Genomic DNA, 17,765 nt, shown 5'->3' on the forward strand with positions numbered 1-17,765 from the left:
CTCGGAAATTACCGTTCCAGTGATGATGTGGCAGGCCAAAATAAGGGGCATTTTCGCAGTGATTTAACCAACTATAAGACAATTTGGATGAATGGAAGTTGGTATAACATCATGTTATTTGAGAATGTTTATTTGATACACAATTTGACACAGGTCTGAATTCTGTTGCTTTGGTCAATTTAGACCGCGATATTGAGACAAATCGATGACTTAAGCGGTGTTAAGCGCTTGTCTTTTTTCATCTCCATACAGTACCATGCAGAAAGCATAAAAATATCGGAGAAGGACATGTTTTCAGGAAGTATCGTAGCGCTAATTACCCCATTTACTCAAGACGGCGAAGTAGATTACGTTAGCCTGAAGAAGCTAGTCGATTACCATGTTGCCGCCGGCAGTGATGGTATTGTTGCTGTTGGGACCACAGGTGAGTGTCCGACTTTAACCATCGAAGAGCATGTCAAAGTAGTGCACAAGGCAGTTGAGTTTTCAGAAGGTCGTATACCGGTTATCGCAGGCACAGGTGCTAATGCAACTCATGAGTGTGTGACGTTTAATCGCCTGCTGAATAATTCAGGTATTGTGGGTTGCTTGAGTGTGACGCCATACTACAATAAGCCGACGCAGGAAGGTCTTTACCAGCATTATAAAGCGATCGCGGAAGAGAGCGATCTTCCTCAGATTCTATACAACGTACCGGGTCGTACTGGCGTTGATCTACAACCTGAGACCGTTGCGCGCTTATCTAAGATTGAAAATATCATTGCACTTAAAGATGCAACGGGTGATTTAAGCAGAATTGCAAAACATCAGGAACTTTGTGGTAAAGATTTTATCTTACTAAGTGGTGATGATGCGACGGGGCTAGATTTCGTTCGTCTCGGCGGACACGGTGTTATCTCTGTGACCAACAATATTGCAGCAGAAGATATGGCGATTATGTTCCGCTTGGCAAAAGAAGGTCGATACGAAGAAGCGGATATTATCAACCAACGCCTAATGCCTTTGCATAAGAATCTGTTTATTGAATCAAACCCTATCCCTGTGAAATGGGCAGCGAATAAGATGGGTTTGATAGAGTTCGGTGGTTTGCGTTTACCGCTTACAGATCTTTCAACATCGGCCGAGCCTCTTGTAGCTCAAGCCATGAAAGATGCTGGCATCAACTAAATTTAAGGATTGCTGAAGCGTAAAGCTTCAGCATTTATTTATCAGGAGTTTCAATGAAGTTGTCACCCCAGCTAGTCGTTAGTTCACTAGCTGTTTTTGTGTTAAGTGCGTGCTCCGGCAGTGCTGACCAGCGCCGCCAAGCGGACAATGATTTTAATTATCTTAACACTGCGCCTTTGATCGAGTGGAAGTCGCTTGAGGGCTCAGAGCTTCGCGTCTACAACAATTACCAGATTCCTAAAGGTGATTACGCGGGTGGTATTGGTAATCAAGTAGATATTCGTCCGCCTCAGCAAGTATTAGAGCTTATTCCTGGTGCTCGAATTGAGCGAGTGAATGGTGATGTGACCATTTGGTTACTAAAACAAGAACAAGCTGATAGTGTTTGGCAAACCGCACAAACGTTAATCTCAGAGCGCAACCTGGGTATCCGTGAACAGTCAGATTCACGTTTGGAAACTGAATGGATCACTTGGGTTTCAGAAGACGAAGATGCACCATTAAGTGCGCGTTATGAGTTAACTCGATTTTCTAATAATGCGCGCCATGCGGTTAAGTTAAGTATGATTGATTGGCGTCAGGGTAACCAAGATTTACCCGTGACCTTCACCAATCAAGAACGCTACAGCGCTTTGATGGCAAACTTGCTAACTGCAAGATATGATCTTGATATTCGTTTGGAAGCCGAGCGCAAAGCAAGTGAACTGGTCAAACAGATCCCTATTTCTATGGGTACTGACCGCTCAGGTTTACCTGTGATAATCGCACGTGCACCTTACGATGTTCTTTGGTTGCGTTTACCGAAAATTTTGCCAGCAATGGGCTTCACGATTGAAGAGCGTAACCAGTCGCAAGGCACAATCAAAGCAAAATACGTAGAGCAGGATGATGAATTCTGGCAAGAGGTTGGTGTTAAACCCATTGAACTTAAATCGGTAACTTATACCTTCTTATTTGGTGACTTGGGTAACCGTACATCGATTAACGTAACCGATTCTACAGGTAAGCCAGTTGAGCAAAAGCTACTAAAAGATATGGTTCCAGTTCTAGCTGCGATGGCTAAAAAGCACCAATAAGCCATTGTTTTTTGATAGTAAAAAAGCTGACATTTATGTCAGCTTTTTTTTCGACCGAATATTGGTGATGCCGCTACAGGCGTATAATTTCGATGCAGGTAACCTAAAGTATCATTGCCGCCAACCAACCAAATGCAATAAGTGGCAAGTTGTAGTGGATAAAGGTAGGTACCACGGTTTCCCAAATGTGCTCATGTTGCCCATCCGCGTTCAAACCGGAAGTGGGACCAAGCGTGGAGTCTGAAGCTGGAGAACCAGCGTCACCTAACGCAGCTGCGGTGCCGACTAGAGCAATAGTTGCCATTGGGGAGAAACCGAATGCCGCCGCCAGTGGTACATAAATTGTTGCGATAATTGGAATCGTCGAGAAGGATGAGCCAATACCCATGGTAACCAGTAGACCAACAATCAACATCAACAATGCAGCAAGAGGTTTATTGTCGCCAATGCTGGTGGAAAGAGCGTGAACTAATGATTCTACGCCACCAGTTTGTTTCATCACTGCTGCAAAACCAGCAGCTGAAATCATGATAAAGCCTATCATAGCCATCATGTGTACACCTTTAGTGAACACGTCATGGGTCTCTTTCCAAGCAATAACGCCACCGCCGGTAAAGACCATAAAGCCAGCTAGTGCACCAATGATCATTGAACCTGTGCTCAACTGAACCGCAAGTGCCGCAACAATACCAAGACCAGCAACTGCAATGTTTTTCTTGTTGATCTCTTGAGTATTTTGGCTTGCTTTTGTGTGGCTTGTTTCTGCGTACTCGCGAGGCTTACGATAGGTGAATAAGATCGCCGTTAGCAAGCCAAATAGCATACCAGCAGCCGGCAATAGCATTGCTGTAGGGACTTGACCAGCAACAACATCTAACCCGTTGTCATGTAGGTTCTTTAGTAGGATATTGTTTAGGAAGATGCCACCAAAACCGATTGGAAGGATCATGTAGGGTGTTATCAAACCAAAAGTCAGTACACACGCAACCATACGACGATCGAGCTTCAATTTGGCAAACACGCTTAAAAGAGGGGGAATAAGAATAGGAATAAACGCAATGTGTACAGGAATAACGTTTTGCGAAGACATAGTCACAAGGACCAGTGAAAATAGCATTCCGTATTTTAAGCCGGTCGTAGCCGTAGCGTTTTCCTTGCCATTTAGGCGTTTAATAACGTTATTGGCTAACAGGTCAGTAATGCCGGAGCGGGAGATGGCTACCGCAAAAGTTCCTAACATCGCGTAGCTTAAAGCGATGGTAGCACCACCACCAAGACCACTTTCGAATGCGGAAACCGCATCATTTAAGCTCATGCCTGATACCAGACCACCGACGATAGCGCTAAATGTCAGTGCAACCACGACATTGACCCTCATCAGGGCAAGTATCAGCATGATACATACAGATATTACAACTGGATTCATAGTTAACTCGTTAGTTATGTTTGCGTTTATTGTGCTGTGTTTTCCGCTTCATCGTTTGCTAGTGGCCAACCGCCTAGGGCTTTCCATTTATTGACGATTCCACAGAATAACTCTGCTGTTTTTTGTGTGTCATATAATGCAGAGTGGGCTTCTTTGTTGTCGAACTCCATTCCTGCGACCTTACATGCTTTGGCTAAAACGGTTTGACCATAAGCAAGACCACTGAGAGCTGCGGTATCGAAAGTCGCGAAGGGATGGAAAGGAACACGTTTTAGTTTGCTGCGTTCACTTGCTGCCATCACAAAGTTGTGATCAAACGTGGCATTATGAGCAACAATAATTGCACGGCTGCAATCTTCCGCTTTCTGCTCTTTGCGTACAAGCTTGTAAATTTCTTTTAGTGCTTCTGATTCCGCAATCGCACCGCGCAATGGGCTGAAAGGGTCACGAATTCCGTTAAACTCAAGTGCTTCTTTAACTAAGTTTGCCCCTTCGAAGGGCTCAATATGGAAATGAAGGGTTGATGCAGGATGGAGATCGCCATGCTCATCCATTTTTAGGGTGACGGCGCAAATTTCAAGAAGTGCATCTGTTTGGGCATTGAAGCCCGCGGTTTCAACGTCTATTACTACCGGGAAATAACCACGGAAGCGTTTTTTTAGCGTCAAAGCTTCATTTTCTATAGTCATATTGAATCAAATTAGTGTGACAAGGCTGGCATTATTGCAGATTCTAGATGCAATACCAATCAACATTAATTTGCATTTAAGCTCGATAACTGGCGTATTAATCAGCGTGTGATGGAATGCACGGATTTTATTTGGATGACTCGCTGAAATATAAAGCGCTTATACCCGTCATACTTGAAGTTGCAGCGGTGTTGGTTGTGTTCGTGCGTCCCAATCACATAGTTCACCTATGCTCAGGGGACTTTCTTACTTGCCGCCTACCTGCACCTTCAAGTTTCTTGGGTATTAGAGAGTGTTATTTGAAAGTTGGCTGGAATATTGCTTTATAATACGGGTACTGAATTGCAGGTGATATGCTGGCAAATTTGTGCCGCATAGAATGAATTCCAGAGAACGGTATAGAATGAAGAATCGGATTGTTAATAGTTTAGCGTTTACCATGGCTATCTTGAGCACAAATAGTTGGGCTATGGATAAATTTTATGGTGCCTCGCCTACTCAATCCCAATGGAAAATGGTGGTTAACACACCATTACAGTGCCAACTTGTTCATCCGATCCCTAATTTTGGTGACGCGGTTTTTGATTCTCACGCCAGCAAAAAAATAAACCTCGATTTTGAACTGAGAATGAAGCGCCCAATGGGGGAAACTCGTGATGTTTCACTAGTTTCAATGCCACCAGCGTGGCGACCGGGTGATAGCGCTGATCGAATGACCAGTATTCGTTTCTTCAAGCAGTTTGATGGTTACGTTGGTGGGCAAACTGCGTGGAGTATTTTGAGCGAGCTAGAAAAAGGGCGTTATCCGACCTTTGGCTATCAAGAATGGCAAAGCCGTGATCAACGTATTGAAGTCGCTTTGTCTTCGGTTCTCTTTCAGCAGAAATACAATGTGTTTAGCGACTGTATTGCCAATTTACTTCCGTATAACTTTGAAGATATCGCATTTACAATTCTTCATTATGACCGTTCTAGCGTGCAGTTAAATAAAGCTTCGCAAAAGCGCCTAGCGCAAATAGCGGAATACATTCGTTATAATCAAGATATCGATTTAGTTCTGGTTTCAACGTATTCCGGTTCTGAAGATGGAAAGAGTGGCAGTCAGGCTTTGTCTGAGCAACGAGCTGAAGTGTTGCGTGATTACTTTAAGTCAATTGGCTTACCGGAAGACCGTATACAAGTTCAAGGTTATGGTAAGCGTAGACCTATAGCTGACAATGCTTCGCCATTAGGTAAAGACAGAAACCGACGGGTAGTGATATCGCTTGGGCGAACACAAGTATAAATGATTAAAGCAAAAACCAGCCTTATGGCTGGTTTTTTTGTGTTGGTGGTGACTAGTCACCAAAGAGGGAGATGATACTAATTTAGTTTGAATTTGGCGATAAGATTACAATTAGTTGCTGTGTCAATATCTTGTACCAGTCGTGCTATTTTGGCATTAGGATGGCGCTTCATAAATTCGATCAACGCTTTTTTACAGCAGCCCATCGAATCAACAAAGGCATCGCAATCGGTATTTGGGCACTGCGGGACGAGAGTTAGGATTTTCTCTGAGGCAAGCTTTAAGTATCTCAATTCATACTTTGTATCACCAATAGTTCGCCAGAATGAAGCAAGGTTGTGGCAAGAAATTACCGAGATCATTAGCCGATCTTCAACTTCAATTTCTTCAGAGTCGCTAATCATCTCACTGGCAGTTAGTGCTTGTTGGTAGTGCAAAACACTTCTCAGATGGTCATGCTCTTGAAGTGCAATGTCAGCAAGTAAGGTGTGTTTCTCCCAGTCTGAAATTTCCATGTTCCAACCTCTTTACAATACTAGAGCGTAGTTTAAATAATAACCATTATCATGTAAAGTTAAAATAAAAGGGCAGCCATGGCCACCCTTGTTACTAAGGTCTTCTATTTTAGCTAGATCAGCCCTCAAGTCCCGCAGATGCGTGAGAGTTTTGGATCAGCTCTACCATGTAACCATCAGGGTCTTTAACGAAGGCTATATGAGTGGTACCACCTTTAACAGGACCCGCTTCGCGTGTCACATTACCACCTGCGGCTTTAATCGCATCACAAGTTGCATAGATATCATCAACACCAATGGCTATATGACCAAAAGCATTACCTAAATCATATTCGCTGGTTCCCCAATTATAAGTTAGCTCAATCACAGCGCCTTGTGATTCATCGCCAAAGCCAAGGAAGGCGAGAGTATATTGGTACTCAGTGTTGTCATTTTTGCGTAATAGAGTCATGCCCATCACGTCTTGATAAAATTCGATTGATTTGTCTAAGTCACCTACGCGCAGCATAGTGTGTAAGATGCGTCCGTTTGACATGGTTCACTCCCGTGTATGTTATCTAGCTAAATTTTATCACGATTTAGTGGGCAACAGTCAGGTTGAATATGTGCTACGACATCGGTATATTAAATAAAAACTGGTAATGATTATCATTAGGATTTGTATGTACAGGTATGTAGCTCTTCTTTTATTCGTGTTGTTTTCAACTTTCAGCATGGCGAAAACAGTCACCATCGAACATTGGAAAGGAACCATTGACATTGAACAGCAGCCAGAGCGAGTTGTGGCAATTGGCTTTGGGGTTATTGATGCTTTGGACAGGTTTGGTATTTCCCCCGTGGCGGTAGCAAATGCCACCAATTTACCGAACTATTTAAGTAAATACGCGAAAGAAAATTACCCAACAGCAGGTAGTCATTTTGAGCCTGATTTTGAGGGTATTTATTCTCAGAAACCCGATTTGATTATCATAGGTCCGCGAGCTGCCTCTAAGTATGATGAGTTAAGTGAGATCGCACCAACTATAGTGTTTACCGCTAATCTTAAACAAGATTATTGGCAGTCAACGCAAGCTCAGTGGCGAAATTTGGGCAAGATCTTTGCCATTGAGTCAAAAGTGGAACAGACGATTTCTGATCTGGATAAACAAATTTCAGCCATTCGTGACTATAACCAGTTGAATCAAATTGATGCAATAACATTGCTGAGTGTCGGCGAAAATATCACCGCATTTGGTGCTGGTTCGCGTTTTTCGGCGATTTACCAAGACTTTGGCTTTATTGAAACCGTGGCTAAGGTTGACGCTGGCAACCATGGTGACTTGGTGTCTTTTGAATACATAATGGAGGCGAATCCGAGTATCATTTTGGCGATTGATCGTAACCAATTGGATCAGAGTAATAGTTATGACATGAGCAAATCATTAGATAACGATTTGATTAAGCAGACCGACGCGTATAAGCAGAATAAAATTGCATTATTGGATGTAGACGCATGGTACTTATCGATTGCAGGCGTGTCATCGACAGAACAGATGGTAAAAGATATTCAACAGGTGATTAACCCATAGAGGAAAAGATCATCAAGTAGGATAGAGTAAGGCAGCCATTGGCTGCCTTACGGGTATTTTAAAGGTGCTTTTTACACATCAGTCTTATCTTTGTATTCACATAAATCTTCGATGATACAGCTACCGCAGCGAGGCTTACGTGCCACACAAGTGTAGCGACCGTGCAAAATCAACCAGTGATGAACATCGAGTTTGAACTCTTTAGGTACCACTTTGAGAAGCTTTTCTTCTACTAGATCAACGTTTTTTCCCATCGCAAACTTTGTGCGATTTGAAACGCGGTAGATATGAGTGTCAACAGCAATAGTTGGCCAACCAAAGGCGGTGTTCAATACCACATTCGCGGTTTTCCGACCCACTCCAGGTAACGCTTCAAGTGCCTCACGATCTTCTGGAATTTCGCCAGCATGCTTTTCAAGCAAAATACGACAGGTTTTGATGACGTTTTCTGCTTTTGAGTTAAACAATCCGATGGTTTTGATGTATTCCTTTACGCCATCGACGCCTAAATCGAGAATGCTTTGTGGTGTATTGGCGACAGGGTAAAGCTTGTCGGTCGCCTTATTGACACTCACATCGGTGGCTTGAGCAGAAAGCAAAACGGCTATCAATAACTCAAATGGAGAATTCCAGTTTAGTTCTGTTTGCGGGTTAGGGTTGTTTTCCCTTAACCGCTCAAGAATTTCAACTCGTTTGGTATTGTTCATTTTGTTGGCTGCTTCCAGTGTGTATTTATTTTTATATTATTCGATAATATTGAGGAGGCAGCACGTAACCTAATTGGTTACGCGTGCACGTTCAATACTCGGTTTTTCTTGTTTCGGTTGACGTTCTGCTAGCTTTTTATCAATGGTATTTTTTAGAGCGATCAAAAAACCAACGCCGATAAATGCCCCCGGCGGTAATAGGGCGAGTAAGAAGCTATTATCAAATTGGAATATTTCAATTCGCAGCGCCGTAGCCCAACCACCTAACAGTAAGTCAGCACCATCAAAGAGTGTACCGTTGCCGATGATTTCCCGCATCGCTCCAAGTACAACCAGCACACTAGTCATACCCAAACCCATCCACAGACCGTCAAGTGCCGCTGGAATAGGTTCGTTTTTTGAGGCAAACGCTTCTGCGCGACCAATGATGATACAGTTAGTCACAATCAAAGGAATGAATATGCCTAGAGATAGGTATAAACCGTATGCATAGGCGTTCATTAGTAGCTGTACGCAAGTGACTAGCGCAGCAATGATCATCACAAACACAGGGATGCGAACTTCTTTAGGCACGTAATCGCGTACTAACGAAACAGTGACGTTTGAGCTAACCAATACCAGAAGTGTTGCTACGCCTAATCCCAATGCGTTGGTTACTGTAGAAGAAACCGCCAGCAATGGACACAAGCCTAGCAATTGAACTAGCGCAGGGTTGTTTTCCCACATGCCGTTCTTAAAAAGTTGTTTATTATCAGCCATGATTTCCTCCACAATCGCGTGGTTGAGCAAGAAGTTGCTCTCGGTTTTGGTTGATGTAATCGACGGTACGTTTTACGGATTTAACCACAGCACGCGGCGTAATGGTTGCTCCGGTAAACTGATCGAATTGACCACCGTCTTTGCGAACGTGCCAACTAGATTCATTCTTTGGCGTGGCTTGTTTACCCGCAAACTCCAAGATCCAATCACTGACACGCAAATCGATTTTGTCACCCAATCCTGGGGTCTCCTGATGGGAAAGAACCCGAGTGCCGGTGATCGTACCGTCTTGTTTAACGGCAACAATAATCTTAATCGCGCCGTTATAACCATCGGGTGCAATTGCCTCTAGTGCAATCGCACTTGGTTGCCCTTGTAGCGTTGCAATGTAAGCGGGCATTGGCTCTTTAGTACCTAAAGCAGCGTCTTGAACAAGTGTACACGCTTGGTAAAGTAAGTTGTCATGCAGATCTTGAGGGATCACTTGATTAAGCACGGACAGCAACTGTGCTTGCTCTTGTTGCTTAATTTGATCTTTTGTGAGGTATTGAGTCAGAGCGACTAAACCCGTCGATGCACAAGCAAAGATAGCAAGGACGACACCATTTTTTCTAATTGCGTTTAGCATGCTAGCCCTTAGTGTCCGTAAGTACGTGGTTTAGTGTAGTAGTCAATCAACGGCACACACATATTCGCTAATAGCACTGCAAACGCCACGCCATCAGGGAATCCACCCCAGCTACGAATAATAAACACCATCAGACCAATAAAAGCACCGAAAATCAGTCGACCTTTAACTGTTGTTGATGCAGAAACAGGATCGGTAGCAATAAAGAACGCGCAGAGCATGGTTGCCCCTGAAAACAGGTGGATAACTGGCGAAGCTGTTTGATCAGGTAAAATAACCATAAACAACCCACTGACTACAAAAAGGGTCATCAGAAAACTGACAGGAATTTGCCAGCTAATCACTCGCAGTTTTAGTAGTGCAATACCGCCCACTAGGTAAGCGAGATTTACCCATTGCCAGCCTAAACCGGCCAATGTGCCAAATTGTGGTTGTGCGAGTGCTTCACTTGCCGTGTTGCCAGCCAATAACGCAGTTTTAAAACTATCTAACGGCGTAGCCATGGTTACACCATCAATACCAGTACGAATTTGTTGCAGTGACAGCCCTTCAATATTAAAACCAGTAAAGATTAGCGAGAAGGCATCCCCCATGCTAATTGAAGTTGCTTGCAGCTCAACGGGTGAAATCCAACTGGTCATTTGTACTGGGAATGAAATCAAAAGTACCACATAAGCAACCATTGCAGGGTTAAATGGATTTTGACCAATCCCGCCATATAGTTGTTTGGCAATGACAATGGCGAAAATCAATCCGATAGCAATTACCCACCATGGAGAAAGCGGAGGAATAGCAATCGCAAGAAGCCATGCAGTTACTAGCGCACTGTTGTCGCGTAGAGCAGACATTGGTGGACGCTTGCGAAGTAGCATGACCATTGCTTCGAGACCCAAGGCAATAACGATAGCCATTACCAGTTGAATCAGTGTTCCCCAGCCAAAAAAGTAGGTTTGGGCAATCAGACCTGGAAGGGCGCAAAGAGCTACCCACTTCATAAGATCAGGAGTGCTTCTGCGGCTATGCGCATGGGGTGAGCTGGCAATAAAGAAGGCCACTACTCTTTCTCCTCAAATTGTTTTTGTTGTTCTTGTTGTGCTTTGCGGGCTTTAGCGCGAGCAATGGCAGCGGCAACCGCAGCTTTCTTTGGATCTTCAGTGGTAGGTGTTTCTTCTACTATCGATGCTGGTTCATTAGCAGGAGCATCACTAGCCTTTGTCGATTCTTGCTCTGCTTTGCGTGCTTTAGCGCGAGCAATAGCAGCGGCAACCGCAGCTTTCTTTGGATCTTCAGTGGTAGGTGTTTCTTCTACTGTCGATGCTGGTTCATTAGCAGGAGCATCACTAGCCTTTGTCGATTCTTGCTCTGCTTTGCGTGCTTTAGCGCGAGGAATAGCAGCGGCAACCGCAGCTTTCTTTGGATCTTCAGTGGTAGGTGTTTCTTCTACTGTCGATGCTGGTTCATTAGTAGGAGCGTCACTAGCCGTTGCAGATTCTTGGTCTGCTTTGCGCGCTTTAGCGCGAGCAATAGCAGCGGCAACCGCAGCTTTCTTTGGATCTTCAGTGGTAGGAGTTTCTTCTACTGTCGATGCTGGTTTATCAGCAGGAGCGTCACTAGCCGTTGCGGATTCTTGCTCTGCTTTGCGTGCTTTAGCGCGAGCGATGGCAGCGGCAACCGCAGCTTTTTTCGGGTCGTTTTTGGCAGGAGCATCGTTTTGCTCTTCGCTGTCAACCGCAGGTGCTTGCTCTGCTTTGCGAGCCTTAGCACGGGCAATAGCAGCAGCTACTGCGGCTTTTTTGTCTTCTGCGGGTGCGGCTGATGAATCGTCTGCTTCAGCTTGCTGAGCCTTCTTCGCTTTAGCTCGAGCAATGGCAGCGGCGACCGCGTCTTTTTTATCGGTTGTTTCTGTTGTCGTTGACCCTTTATCAGCTTTACGCTCACGAGCCAGTCGTTTGCGTTCTTCACGCAACTTTGCCATCTCGCTATTGTCGGGTTCTGCTTGCCCTTGCTGTTTGGCATCGGCTTGTTTGGCTTTTGCACGTGCAATAGCGGCTGCAACCGCAGGTTTTACGTCAACTTCTTGAGCAGCAGTCTGTGATTGTTGTGCCTTAACCCGAGCAATAGCGGCAGCAATTGCATCATCACTACCTGAGGTTTTCATCTCTTGGCGACGCTCATCTGCTGCTTTCTTGAAGCGATTTTCGCGCTCAGCTTTATCTCGTTCTAAACGTAATTTTTTGTTTTCGAAGCGTTGTTTCGCTTTTTCTGATGCGTCCGCTTCTTCTTTCCGAGTGCGAATTTCGGCTTTCGCTTGGCGATAATATTTTACCAATGGGATTTCGCTTGGGCAAACGAACGCACAAGCGCCACACTCAATGCAATCTTTGATATTGAGCTCTTCACATTTGTCGAATTCTTGTGCTTTGGCATGCCATTGCAATTGTTGTGGTAGCAAAGAGGCAGGGCACACTTCAGAACATTGACCGCATCGGATACATGCCATTTCATGTTGTTCGACAGAAATTTCTTGGCGTGTTGGCGCTAAAATACAGTTGGCCGTTTTGGTGATCGGCACATTTGTATGCGGAAGAGTGAAGCCCATCATTGGACCGCCCATGATCAGACGGGGTGCTTTTTTATCTGCGTTGTATTCGAATTCGTCTAATATTGCCTGTACGGGTGTGCCAACAAGTGTCCACACGTTTTTCGGTTGTTTAAATGTGTTACCGGTTAGGGTGACAATTCGCTCGATCAGTGGTTCATCGTGGCACACGGCACGTTGAATCGCATACAGAGAGCCCACATTTTGCACGAGTAAACCAATATCAGCTGGAATACCGTTGTTAGGCACTTCTTTATTAGTTAGAACCTTGATCAGTTGTTTTTCGCCGCCTGACGGGTATTTAGTCGGGATAACACGAATGACGATATCTTTGTGCTTTGCTGCCTGTTCTAACGCTTGGACGGCTTGCGGTTTATTGTCTTCAATGCCGATAATCGTCAGTTTGGGTTTTAGAATATGCTCAACGATCTCAATGCCTTGTATGATCTCATCGGCAAAATTTTGCATTAGCACATCATCAGCAGTGATATAAGGTTCACACTCAGCAGCGTTAACAATTAAAATGTCAGTGCGCCCCAGACCAGCTTGGATTTTCTTTGCTGTAGGGAAGCCCGCACCACCCATGCCTGATACACCAGCTTGACGAATAATTTCAATCAAAGCGTCTGGTGATAGGCTTTTGAAATCGTTTACCGGAGTGCGCTCTATCCACTCTTCTTTGAAGTCTGGTTTAATAACCACACAGATCTCAGATAAGCCAGAAGGGTGCGCAGTTGTTCTTGGCTCGATTGCCGTAATAACTCCTGAACTTGGTGCGTGAATTGGCAGCATAAAGCTAGTGTCATATTTAGTTAGCGGTTGACCTTTAAGGACGCGCTCACCGACGGAGACAATTAGATTACCCGGCTTACCTATATGCTGTTTTACTGGGAGCACAAGTTCGTTTGCGATAGAGGCTCTTGCTATTGGTGTTTGTAGTGATTGCTGCTTGTTTTCGGGCGGGTGAACGCCGCCAGGAAAGCTCCAAAGCGCACCAGATTTAATTTGTTTGATTAATGACAACATACCACTCCTTAACTCACACTTTTCTGCTCGTTGGCAGAATCGGTAATATCAACAACAGGAATGGCGTTTAATTGCCACTTCCAATTCGCGGTAGTGGTTTCTATTGGGATCATTTCAATGCAATCCGTAGGGCAAGGTGCGACACATAAGTCACAACCGGTACATTCATCTTTAATAACGGTATGCAGCGCTTTTGTTCCACCGACGATGGCATCAACGGGACACGCTTGTATGCACTTGGTGCACCCGATACACATATCTTCATGAATAAAAGCAACAGTTTTGATTGCTGTATCAAGATCATGCGCCGATTCAGTTGCCTCTACACCCATTAGTGCGGCTAACTTTTCGATCGTTGCTTGCCCACCCGGAGGGCACTTATTGATGACATCACCGTTAGCGATGGCTTCAGCGTATGGTCGACAGCCAGGGTAACCACATTGACCACATTGGGTTTGCGGTAGGATTTCGTCGATTTGATCAACAATAGGGTCGGCTTCAACCTTAAAACGGATTGAAGCGAAGCCTAAAATAGCGCCAAAAATAGCGGCTAACGCCACAATGGCAATAATGGCAATTAAGATTGAACTCATTAAAGCTTCACCAAACCTGTAAAGCCCATAAAGGCAAGAGACATTAAGCCAGCGGTGATCATCGCGATAGATGCACCTTTAAATGGAGTCGGAACGTCAGCCACTGAGATTCGTTCACGCATTGCTGCGAATACAATCAGGACAAGCGAGAAGCCAACGGCAGCGCCAAAACCATAAATAATGGATTCGATGAAGTTATGGTTCTCATTGATGTTAAGTAAGGCGACACCCAGCACTGCACAGTTGGTGGTGATGAGAGGTAAAAAGATCCCCAGCAGACGATAGAGCGTCGGACTGGTTTTATGCACCACCATTTCAGTAAATTGCACCACGACGGCAATGACGAGAATAAAACTCATCGTACGAAGATATTGTAGCCCCAATGGTGCCAAAATATAAGATTCGACGAGATACGCGCACACTGACGCCAGAGTTAGCACAAATGTGGTTGCTAACCCCATACCAATAGCAGTCTCTAATTTTTTGGAGACTCCCATAAATGGACATAAGCCCAAAAACTTCACCAGTACAAAGTTGTTGACTAGGACAGTGCCAACCAACAACAAGAGATATTCGGTCATAGTTATTTATTTAAAGAATTCCGATCTCGATATTATCCCGCTTTGCTTAGTTAATAACAACCAAGGAACGCTAAGGATTTAAACTCCTGATTGAAAATTATACGCAAAGATCATGAATAGAGGCGGTTCAAACGTTTTCAGCCAGTTTTGTAGGGCTAAAATTAATTTTAGAATGAGCCAATAATGGCGTCAAAGAAGGGAGTGTTCGGGTGAAATCTGCGTAGGAACTCAAATTTACCTTGAAACAAGGTCGGATAAAACGAAAAAAGCCCAACCTGAAAGGTTGAGCTTTTTCCTAAATTTGGCTCCTCCTGCTGGGCTCGAACCAGCGACCTGCGGATTAACAGTCCGTCGCTCTACCAACTGAGCTAAGGAGGAATTGTATTTAGCATGCCGATACTATCTATCCGCTATTTGAGAGTCAATAGAAGTTGACGATACAAACAAAAAATTAGCTGCGAAAAATAACTTTACTTTTCTCTAAGCCGCACCACGAAAGGGCTGCATTTAGTTATCCACTAAAATTGTGGATAAGTATGTTAATTAGTGCTTAATAAGTAAATCATTAGTGAAAATTAGCATGATTGTCGGTGCTAAATATATGCAATGATCATTTACTTAATGCATTTAACACAAGGGTTTATAAGGTTTTTTTTTGTAAAAATAGACGGGGTTTGAATAAAAGATCTTTTTGGAGTTTGATCACAAATGTGGAGTTTTGTGTATAAGCTGTGAATGATAACGAAGAGGATTTTGAGCTGAGGTTCTCACTAGGGTCGAGGATAATATCAGCTTATCCTTTCTGGATCTAGCGCAATTATATGACCAAGAATAAAAACAGATTTTATTTTTTTCGTTTACCTCTTGAGTCTGTATATATATACAGACAAAATAGCCGCATAACCTAGATAATACTCCGAGGATGCCATGAGCAAACTGTATGACCTGGTCTCAGATTACAAACCGGCGGGTGATCAACCCCAAGCCATCAGCCAATTATTGGAAGGCTTAGATTCAGGCCTTGCCCATCAGACGCTTCTTGGTGTGACTGGTTCAGGTAAAACCTTCACTTTGGCCAATGTGATTGCGACAGCTCAACGCCCTGCGATTTTGTTGGCACCAAACAAAACTCTCGCGGCGCAGCTTTATGGTGAGATGAAAGCATTCTTCCCAAACAATGCAGTTGAGTATTTTGTTTCCTACTACGACTACTATCAACCGGAAGCCTATGTACCGACGACGGATACCTTTATTGAGAAGGACTCCTCGGTCAATGCCCATATTGAGCAAATGCGTTTGTCTGCCACCAAAGCACTGCTAGAACGTAAAGATGCGATTATTGTTGCTTCGGTTTCGGCTATTTATGGTTTGGGTGATCCACAAGCTTATCTACAGATGATGTTGCATATTCGTCGCGGTGACGTAATGAACCAGCGCGACATATTGCGCCGTCTAGCGGAGCTTCAGTACAGTCGAAATGATGTCACTTTTGAGCGTGGTCAGTTTCGTGTTCGTGGTGAAGTGATAGATGTTTTCCCTGCAGAATCGGCTCAAGATGCAGTTCGTATTGAAATGTTTGATGATGAAATAGATCGCATCAGCATCTTTGACCCACTTACCGGTTCGATTAAGCAAAGAGATTTACCGCGTTATACCATCTACCCTAAAACACACTATGTGACTCCTCGTGAACGTATTTTAGAAGCCATTGAAACCATTAAGGTTGAATTAGAGCAGCGCAAGAAATACCTAATAGATAACAATAAACTGCTAGAAGAGCAGCGAATTAGCCAACGAACACAATTTGATATTGAGATGATGAGTGAACTGGGTTTCTGCTCGGGTATTGAAAACTATTCACGATATTTGAGTGGTCGCAGTGAAGGCGAGCCGCCTCCAACGCTATTTGACTATCTACCTCAAGATGGCTTGCTAATTATTGATGAATCACATGTTACTGTGCCTCAAATTGGCGCTATGTATAAAGGTGATCGTTCTCGTAAAGAAACTTTAGTCGAATATGGCTTCCGTTTGCCTTCCGCATTGGATAATCGACCGCTTAAATTTGATGAATTTGAAGCCTTGGCACCGCAGACTATCTTTGTTTCAGCGACGCCGAGCAAGTATGAAATAGATAAATCGGCGGGGGAAGTGGCAGATCAAGTTGTGCGACCAACTGGATTGCTCGACCCTGAGCTTGAAGTGCGTCCTGTTGCCACTCAGGTTGACGATCTGCTTTCCGAAATACGAACCCGCGTGAGTAAAGATGAGCGTGTATTGGTGACCACCTTGACCAAACGAATGGCGGAAGATTTAACCGAGTATCTGGCTGAGCATGATGTAAAAGTGCGCTATCTGCACTCAGACATTGATACCGTTGAGCGAGTAGAAATTATTCGCGACTTACGTTTGGGTGTGTTTGACGTCTTAGTGGGTATTAACTTACTGCGAGAAGGTCTTGATATGCCGGAGGTGTCTTTGGTCGCTATATTGGATGCAGATAAAGAAGGCTTCTTGCGTTCTGAACGATCACTGATCCAGACCATTGGTCGAGCTGCACGTCATGTGAGTGGTAAAGCGATATTGTATGGCGACCGGATCACTGGCTCAATGGAACGTGCAATTGATGAAACCAATCGACGTCGTGAGAAGCAACACGAATACAACGAAGAGCGGGGTATTGTTCCACAGCCGTTGAAACGTAATATCAAAGATATTATGGAGCTTGGAGATATAGCAAGAGGACGCAAAAAAAATACCTCACAAGCGGTTCCGTTGTCGAAAGTGGCAGAGCCTTCGCAAGATTACCACGTACTTACGCCGCAGCAATTGGATAAAGAAATTAGCAAGTTGGAAGCGAAAATGTATCAACATGCTCAAGAGCTTGAGTTTGAATTGGCGGCAGCGAAGCGAGATGAAATTGAAAAATTGCGGGCGCAGTTCATCAGCAACAGTTAATTATTTTAAATACGTGATGGGCTCACAGATAAAAAAAGAGCCAATAGAAATTTTTCTATTGGCTGTTATTTGTGAATACTAAGTTCACTAACAACGTCAGTTGGCTAGGTGACCCGTTAGGGTCATATAGTATTCAGCACTATTCATGCCAAGAATAAATATCAGTAAAGATCCGATTTTTATGAGTT

16 protein-coding genes and 1 tRNA gene are annotated in these 17,765 nt (G+C 44.1%); 5 read left to right on the forward strand and 12 right to left on the reverse strand.

What is annotated here, in order from left to right; translation table 11 throughout:
• The first annotated feature begins 288 nt into the window (after window positions 1–288).
• The gene (dapA, locus tag L4C38_RS01385; RefSeq protein ID WP_428795729.1) at window positions 289–1,167 is read left to right on the forward strand and encodes a 4-hydroxy-tetrahydrodipicolinate synthase; all 879 of its coding nucleotides are present in this window, start codon (window positions 289–291) and stop codon (window positions 1,165–1,167) included.
• 53 nt (window positions 1,168–1,220) lie between these two features.
• A complete protein-coding gene (gene bamC, locus L4C38_RS01390) occupies window positions 1,221–2,243 on the forward strand; it encodes an outer membrane protein assembly factor BamC (RefSeq protein ID WP_428795730.1) in 1,023 nt (340 codons plus the stop codon).
• A gap of 103 nt (window positions 2,244–2,346) precedes the next feature.
• On the opposite strand, the gene L4C38_RS01395 is transcribed toward bamC, so the two are convergent.
• Together L4C38_RS01395 and rnt are read right to left on the reverse strand one after the other, a co-directional pair.
• A complete protein-coding gene (locus tag L4C38_RS01395) occupies window positions 2,347–3,669 on the reverse strand; it encodes a Na+/H+ antiporter family protein (protein ID WP_428795731.1) in 1,323 nt (440 codons plus the stop codon).
• 26 nt (window positions 3,670–3,695) lie between these two features.
• A complete protein-coding gene (rnt, locus tag L4C38_RS01400; RefSeq protein ID WP_428795732.1) occupies window positions 3,696–4,358 on the reverse strand; it encodes a ribonuclease T in 663 nt (220 codons plus the stop codon).
• A gap of 439 nt (window positions 4,359–4,797) precedes the next feature.
• Here rnt and motY point away from each other — a divergent pair, with 439 nt between their 5' ends.
• Window positions 4,798–5,643 (forward strand): flagellar protein MotY, encoded by an 846-nt coding sequence (gene motY / locus L4C38_RS01405; protein ID WP_428796012.1) that lies wholly within the window; start codon window positions 4,798–4,800, stop codon window positions 5,641–5,643.
• 77 nt (window positions 5,644–5,720) lie between these two features.
• Here the strand turns inward: motY and L4C38_RS01410 are convergent, their stop codons facing one another.
• The gene (locus L4C38_RS01410) at window positions 5,721–6,158 is read right to left on the reverse strand and encodes a DUF2753 domain-containing protein (protein WP_428795733.1); all 438 of its coding nucleotides are present in this window, start codon (window positions 6,156–6,158) and stop codon (window positions 5,721–5,723) included.
• Between the two features lie 118 nt (window positions 6,159–6,276).
• A complete protein-coding gene (gloA, locus tag L4C38_RS01415) occupies window positions 6,277–6,693 on the reverse strand; it encodes a lactoylglutathione lyase (protein WP_428795734.1) in 417 nt (138 codons plus the stop codon).
• Window positions 6,694–6,820: 127 nt separating this feature from the next.
• Here gloA and L4C38_RS01420 point away from each other — a divergent pair, with 127 nt between their 5' ends.
• Window positions 6,821–7,726 carry a siderophore ABC transporter substrate-binding protein gene (locus L4C38_RS01420; RefSeq protein WP_428795735.1) on the forward strand — a complete coding sequence of 302 codons (906 nt, stop codon included), beginning with the start codon at window positions 6,821–6,823 and terminating at the stop codon, window positions 7,724–7,726.
• A gap of 71 nt (window positions 7,727–7,797) precedes the next feature.
• Here the strand turns inward: L4C38_RS01420 and nth are convergent, their stop codons facing one another.
• The 8 genes from nth to L4C38_RS01460 all read right to left on the reverse strand — a co-directional run bounded on the left by nth (window position 7,798) and on the right by L4C38_RS01460 (window position 14,997).
• Window positions 7,798–8,433 (reverse strand): endonuclease III, encoded by a 636-nt coding sequence (gene nth / locus L4C38_RS01425; RefSeq protein WP_428795736.1) that lies wholly within the window; start codon window positions 8,431–8,433, stop codon window positions 7,798–7,800.
• A 69-nt stretch (window positions 8,434–8,502) separates the two neighbouring features.
• The gene (locus L4C38_RS01430) at window positions 8,503–9,192 is read right to left on the reverse strand and encodes an electron transport complex subunit E (protein WP_428795737.1); all 690 of its coding nucleotides are present in this window, start codon (window positions 9,190–9,192) and stop codon (window positions 8,503–8,505) included.
• Complete coding sequence (gene rsxG / locus L4C38_RS01435; RefSeq protein ID WP_428795738.1) at window positions 9,185–9,820, reverse strand: electron transport complex subunit RsxG; 636 nt, start codon at window positions 9,818–9,820, stop codon at window positions 9,185–9,187. The genes L4C38_RS01430 and rsxG overlap by 8 nt, the downstream gene beginning before the upstream one ends.
• A gap of 8 nt (window positions 9,821–9,828) precedes the next feature.
• On the reverse strand, window positions 9,829–10,875 hold the full coding sequence (rsxD, locus tag L4C38_RS01440) for an electron transport complex subunit RsxD (RefSeq protein ID WP_428795739.1): 1,047 nt from the start codon (window positions 10,873–10,875) through the stop codon (window positions 9,829–9,831).
• On the reverse strand, window positions 10,875–13,445 hold the full coding sequence (gene rsxC, locus L4C38_RS01445; RefSeq protein ID WP_428795740.1) for an electron transport complex subunit RsxC: 2,571 nt from the start codon (window positions 13,443–13,445) through the stop codon (window positions 10,875–10,877). Before rsxC ends, rsxD begins: the two co-directional genes overlap by 1 nt.
• Before the next feature lie 8 nt (window positions 13,446–13,453).
• Window positions 13,454–14,038: an electron transport complex subunit RsxB gene (gene rsxB / locus L4C38_RS01450; RefSeq protein WP_428795741.1), complete on the reverse strand. Its 585-nt coding sequence runs from the start codon at window positions 14,036–14,038 to the stop codon at window positions 13,454–13,456.
• A complete protein-coding gene (gene rsxA / locus L4C38_RS01455; RefSeq protein WP_428795742.1) occupies window positions 14,038–14,619 on the reverse strand; it encodes an electron transport complex subunit RsxA in 582 nt (193 codons plus the stop codon). Before rsxA ends, rsxB begins: the two co-directional genes overlap by 1 nt.
• Window positions 14,620–14,921: 302 nt before the next feature.
• Window positions 14,922–14,997, reverse strand: a tRNA-Asn gene (locus tag L4C38_RS01460).
• A 549-nt stretch (window positions 14,998–15,546) separates the two neighbouring features.
• Between L4C38_RS01460 and uvrB the strand changes: the two genes are divergently transcribed.
• Window positions 15,547–17,577 (forward strand): excinuclease ABC subunit UvrB, encoded by a 2,031-nt coding sequence (uvrB, locus tag L4C38_RS01465; protein WP_428795743.1) that lies wholly within the window; start codon window positions 15,547–15,549, stop codon window positions 17,575–17,577.
• The last annotated feature ends 188 nt before the right edge of the window (window positions 17,578–17,765 follow it).

The sequence above is a fragment of the Vibrio kasasachensis genome, assembly GCF_050337565.1.
Classification (GTDB): Bacteria; Pseudomonadota; Gammaproteobacteria; order Enterobacterales; family Vibrionaceae; genus Vibrio; species Vibrio kasasachensis.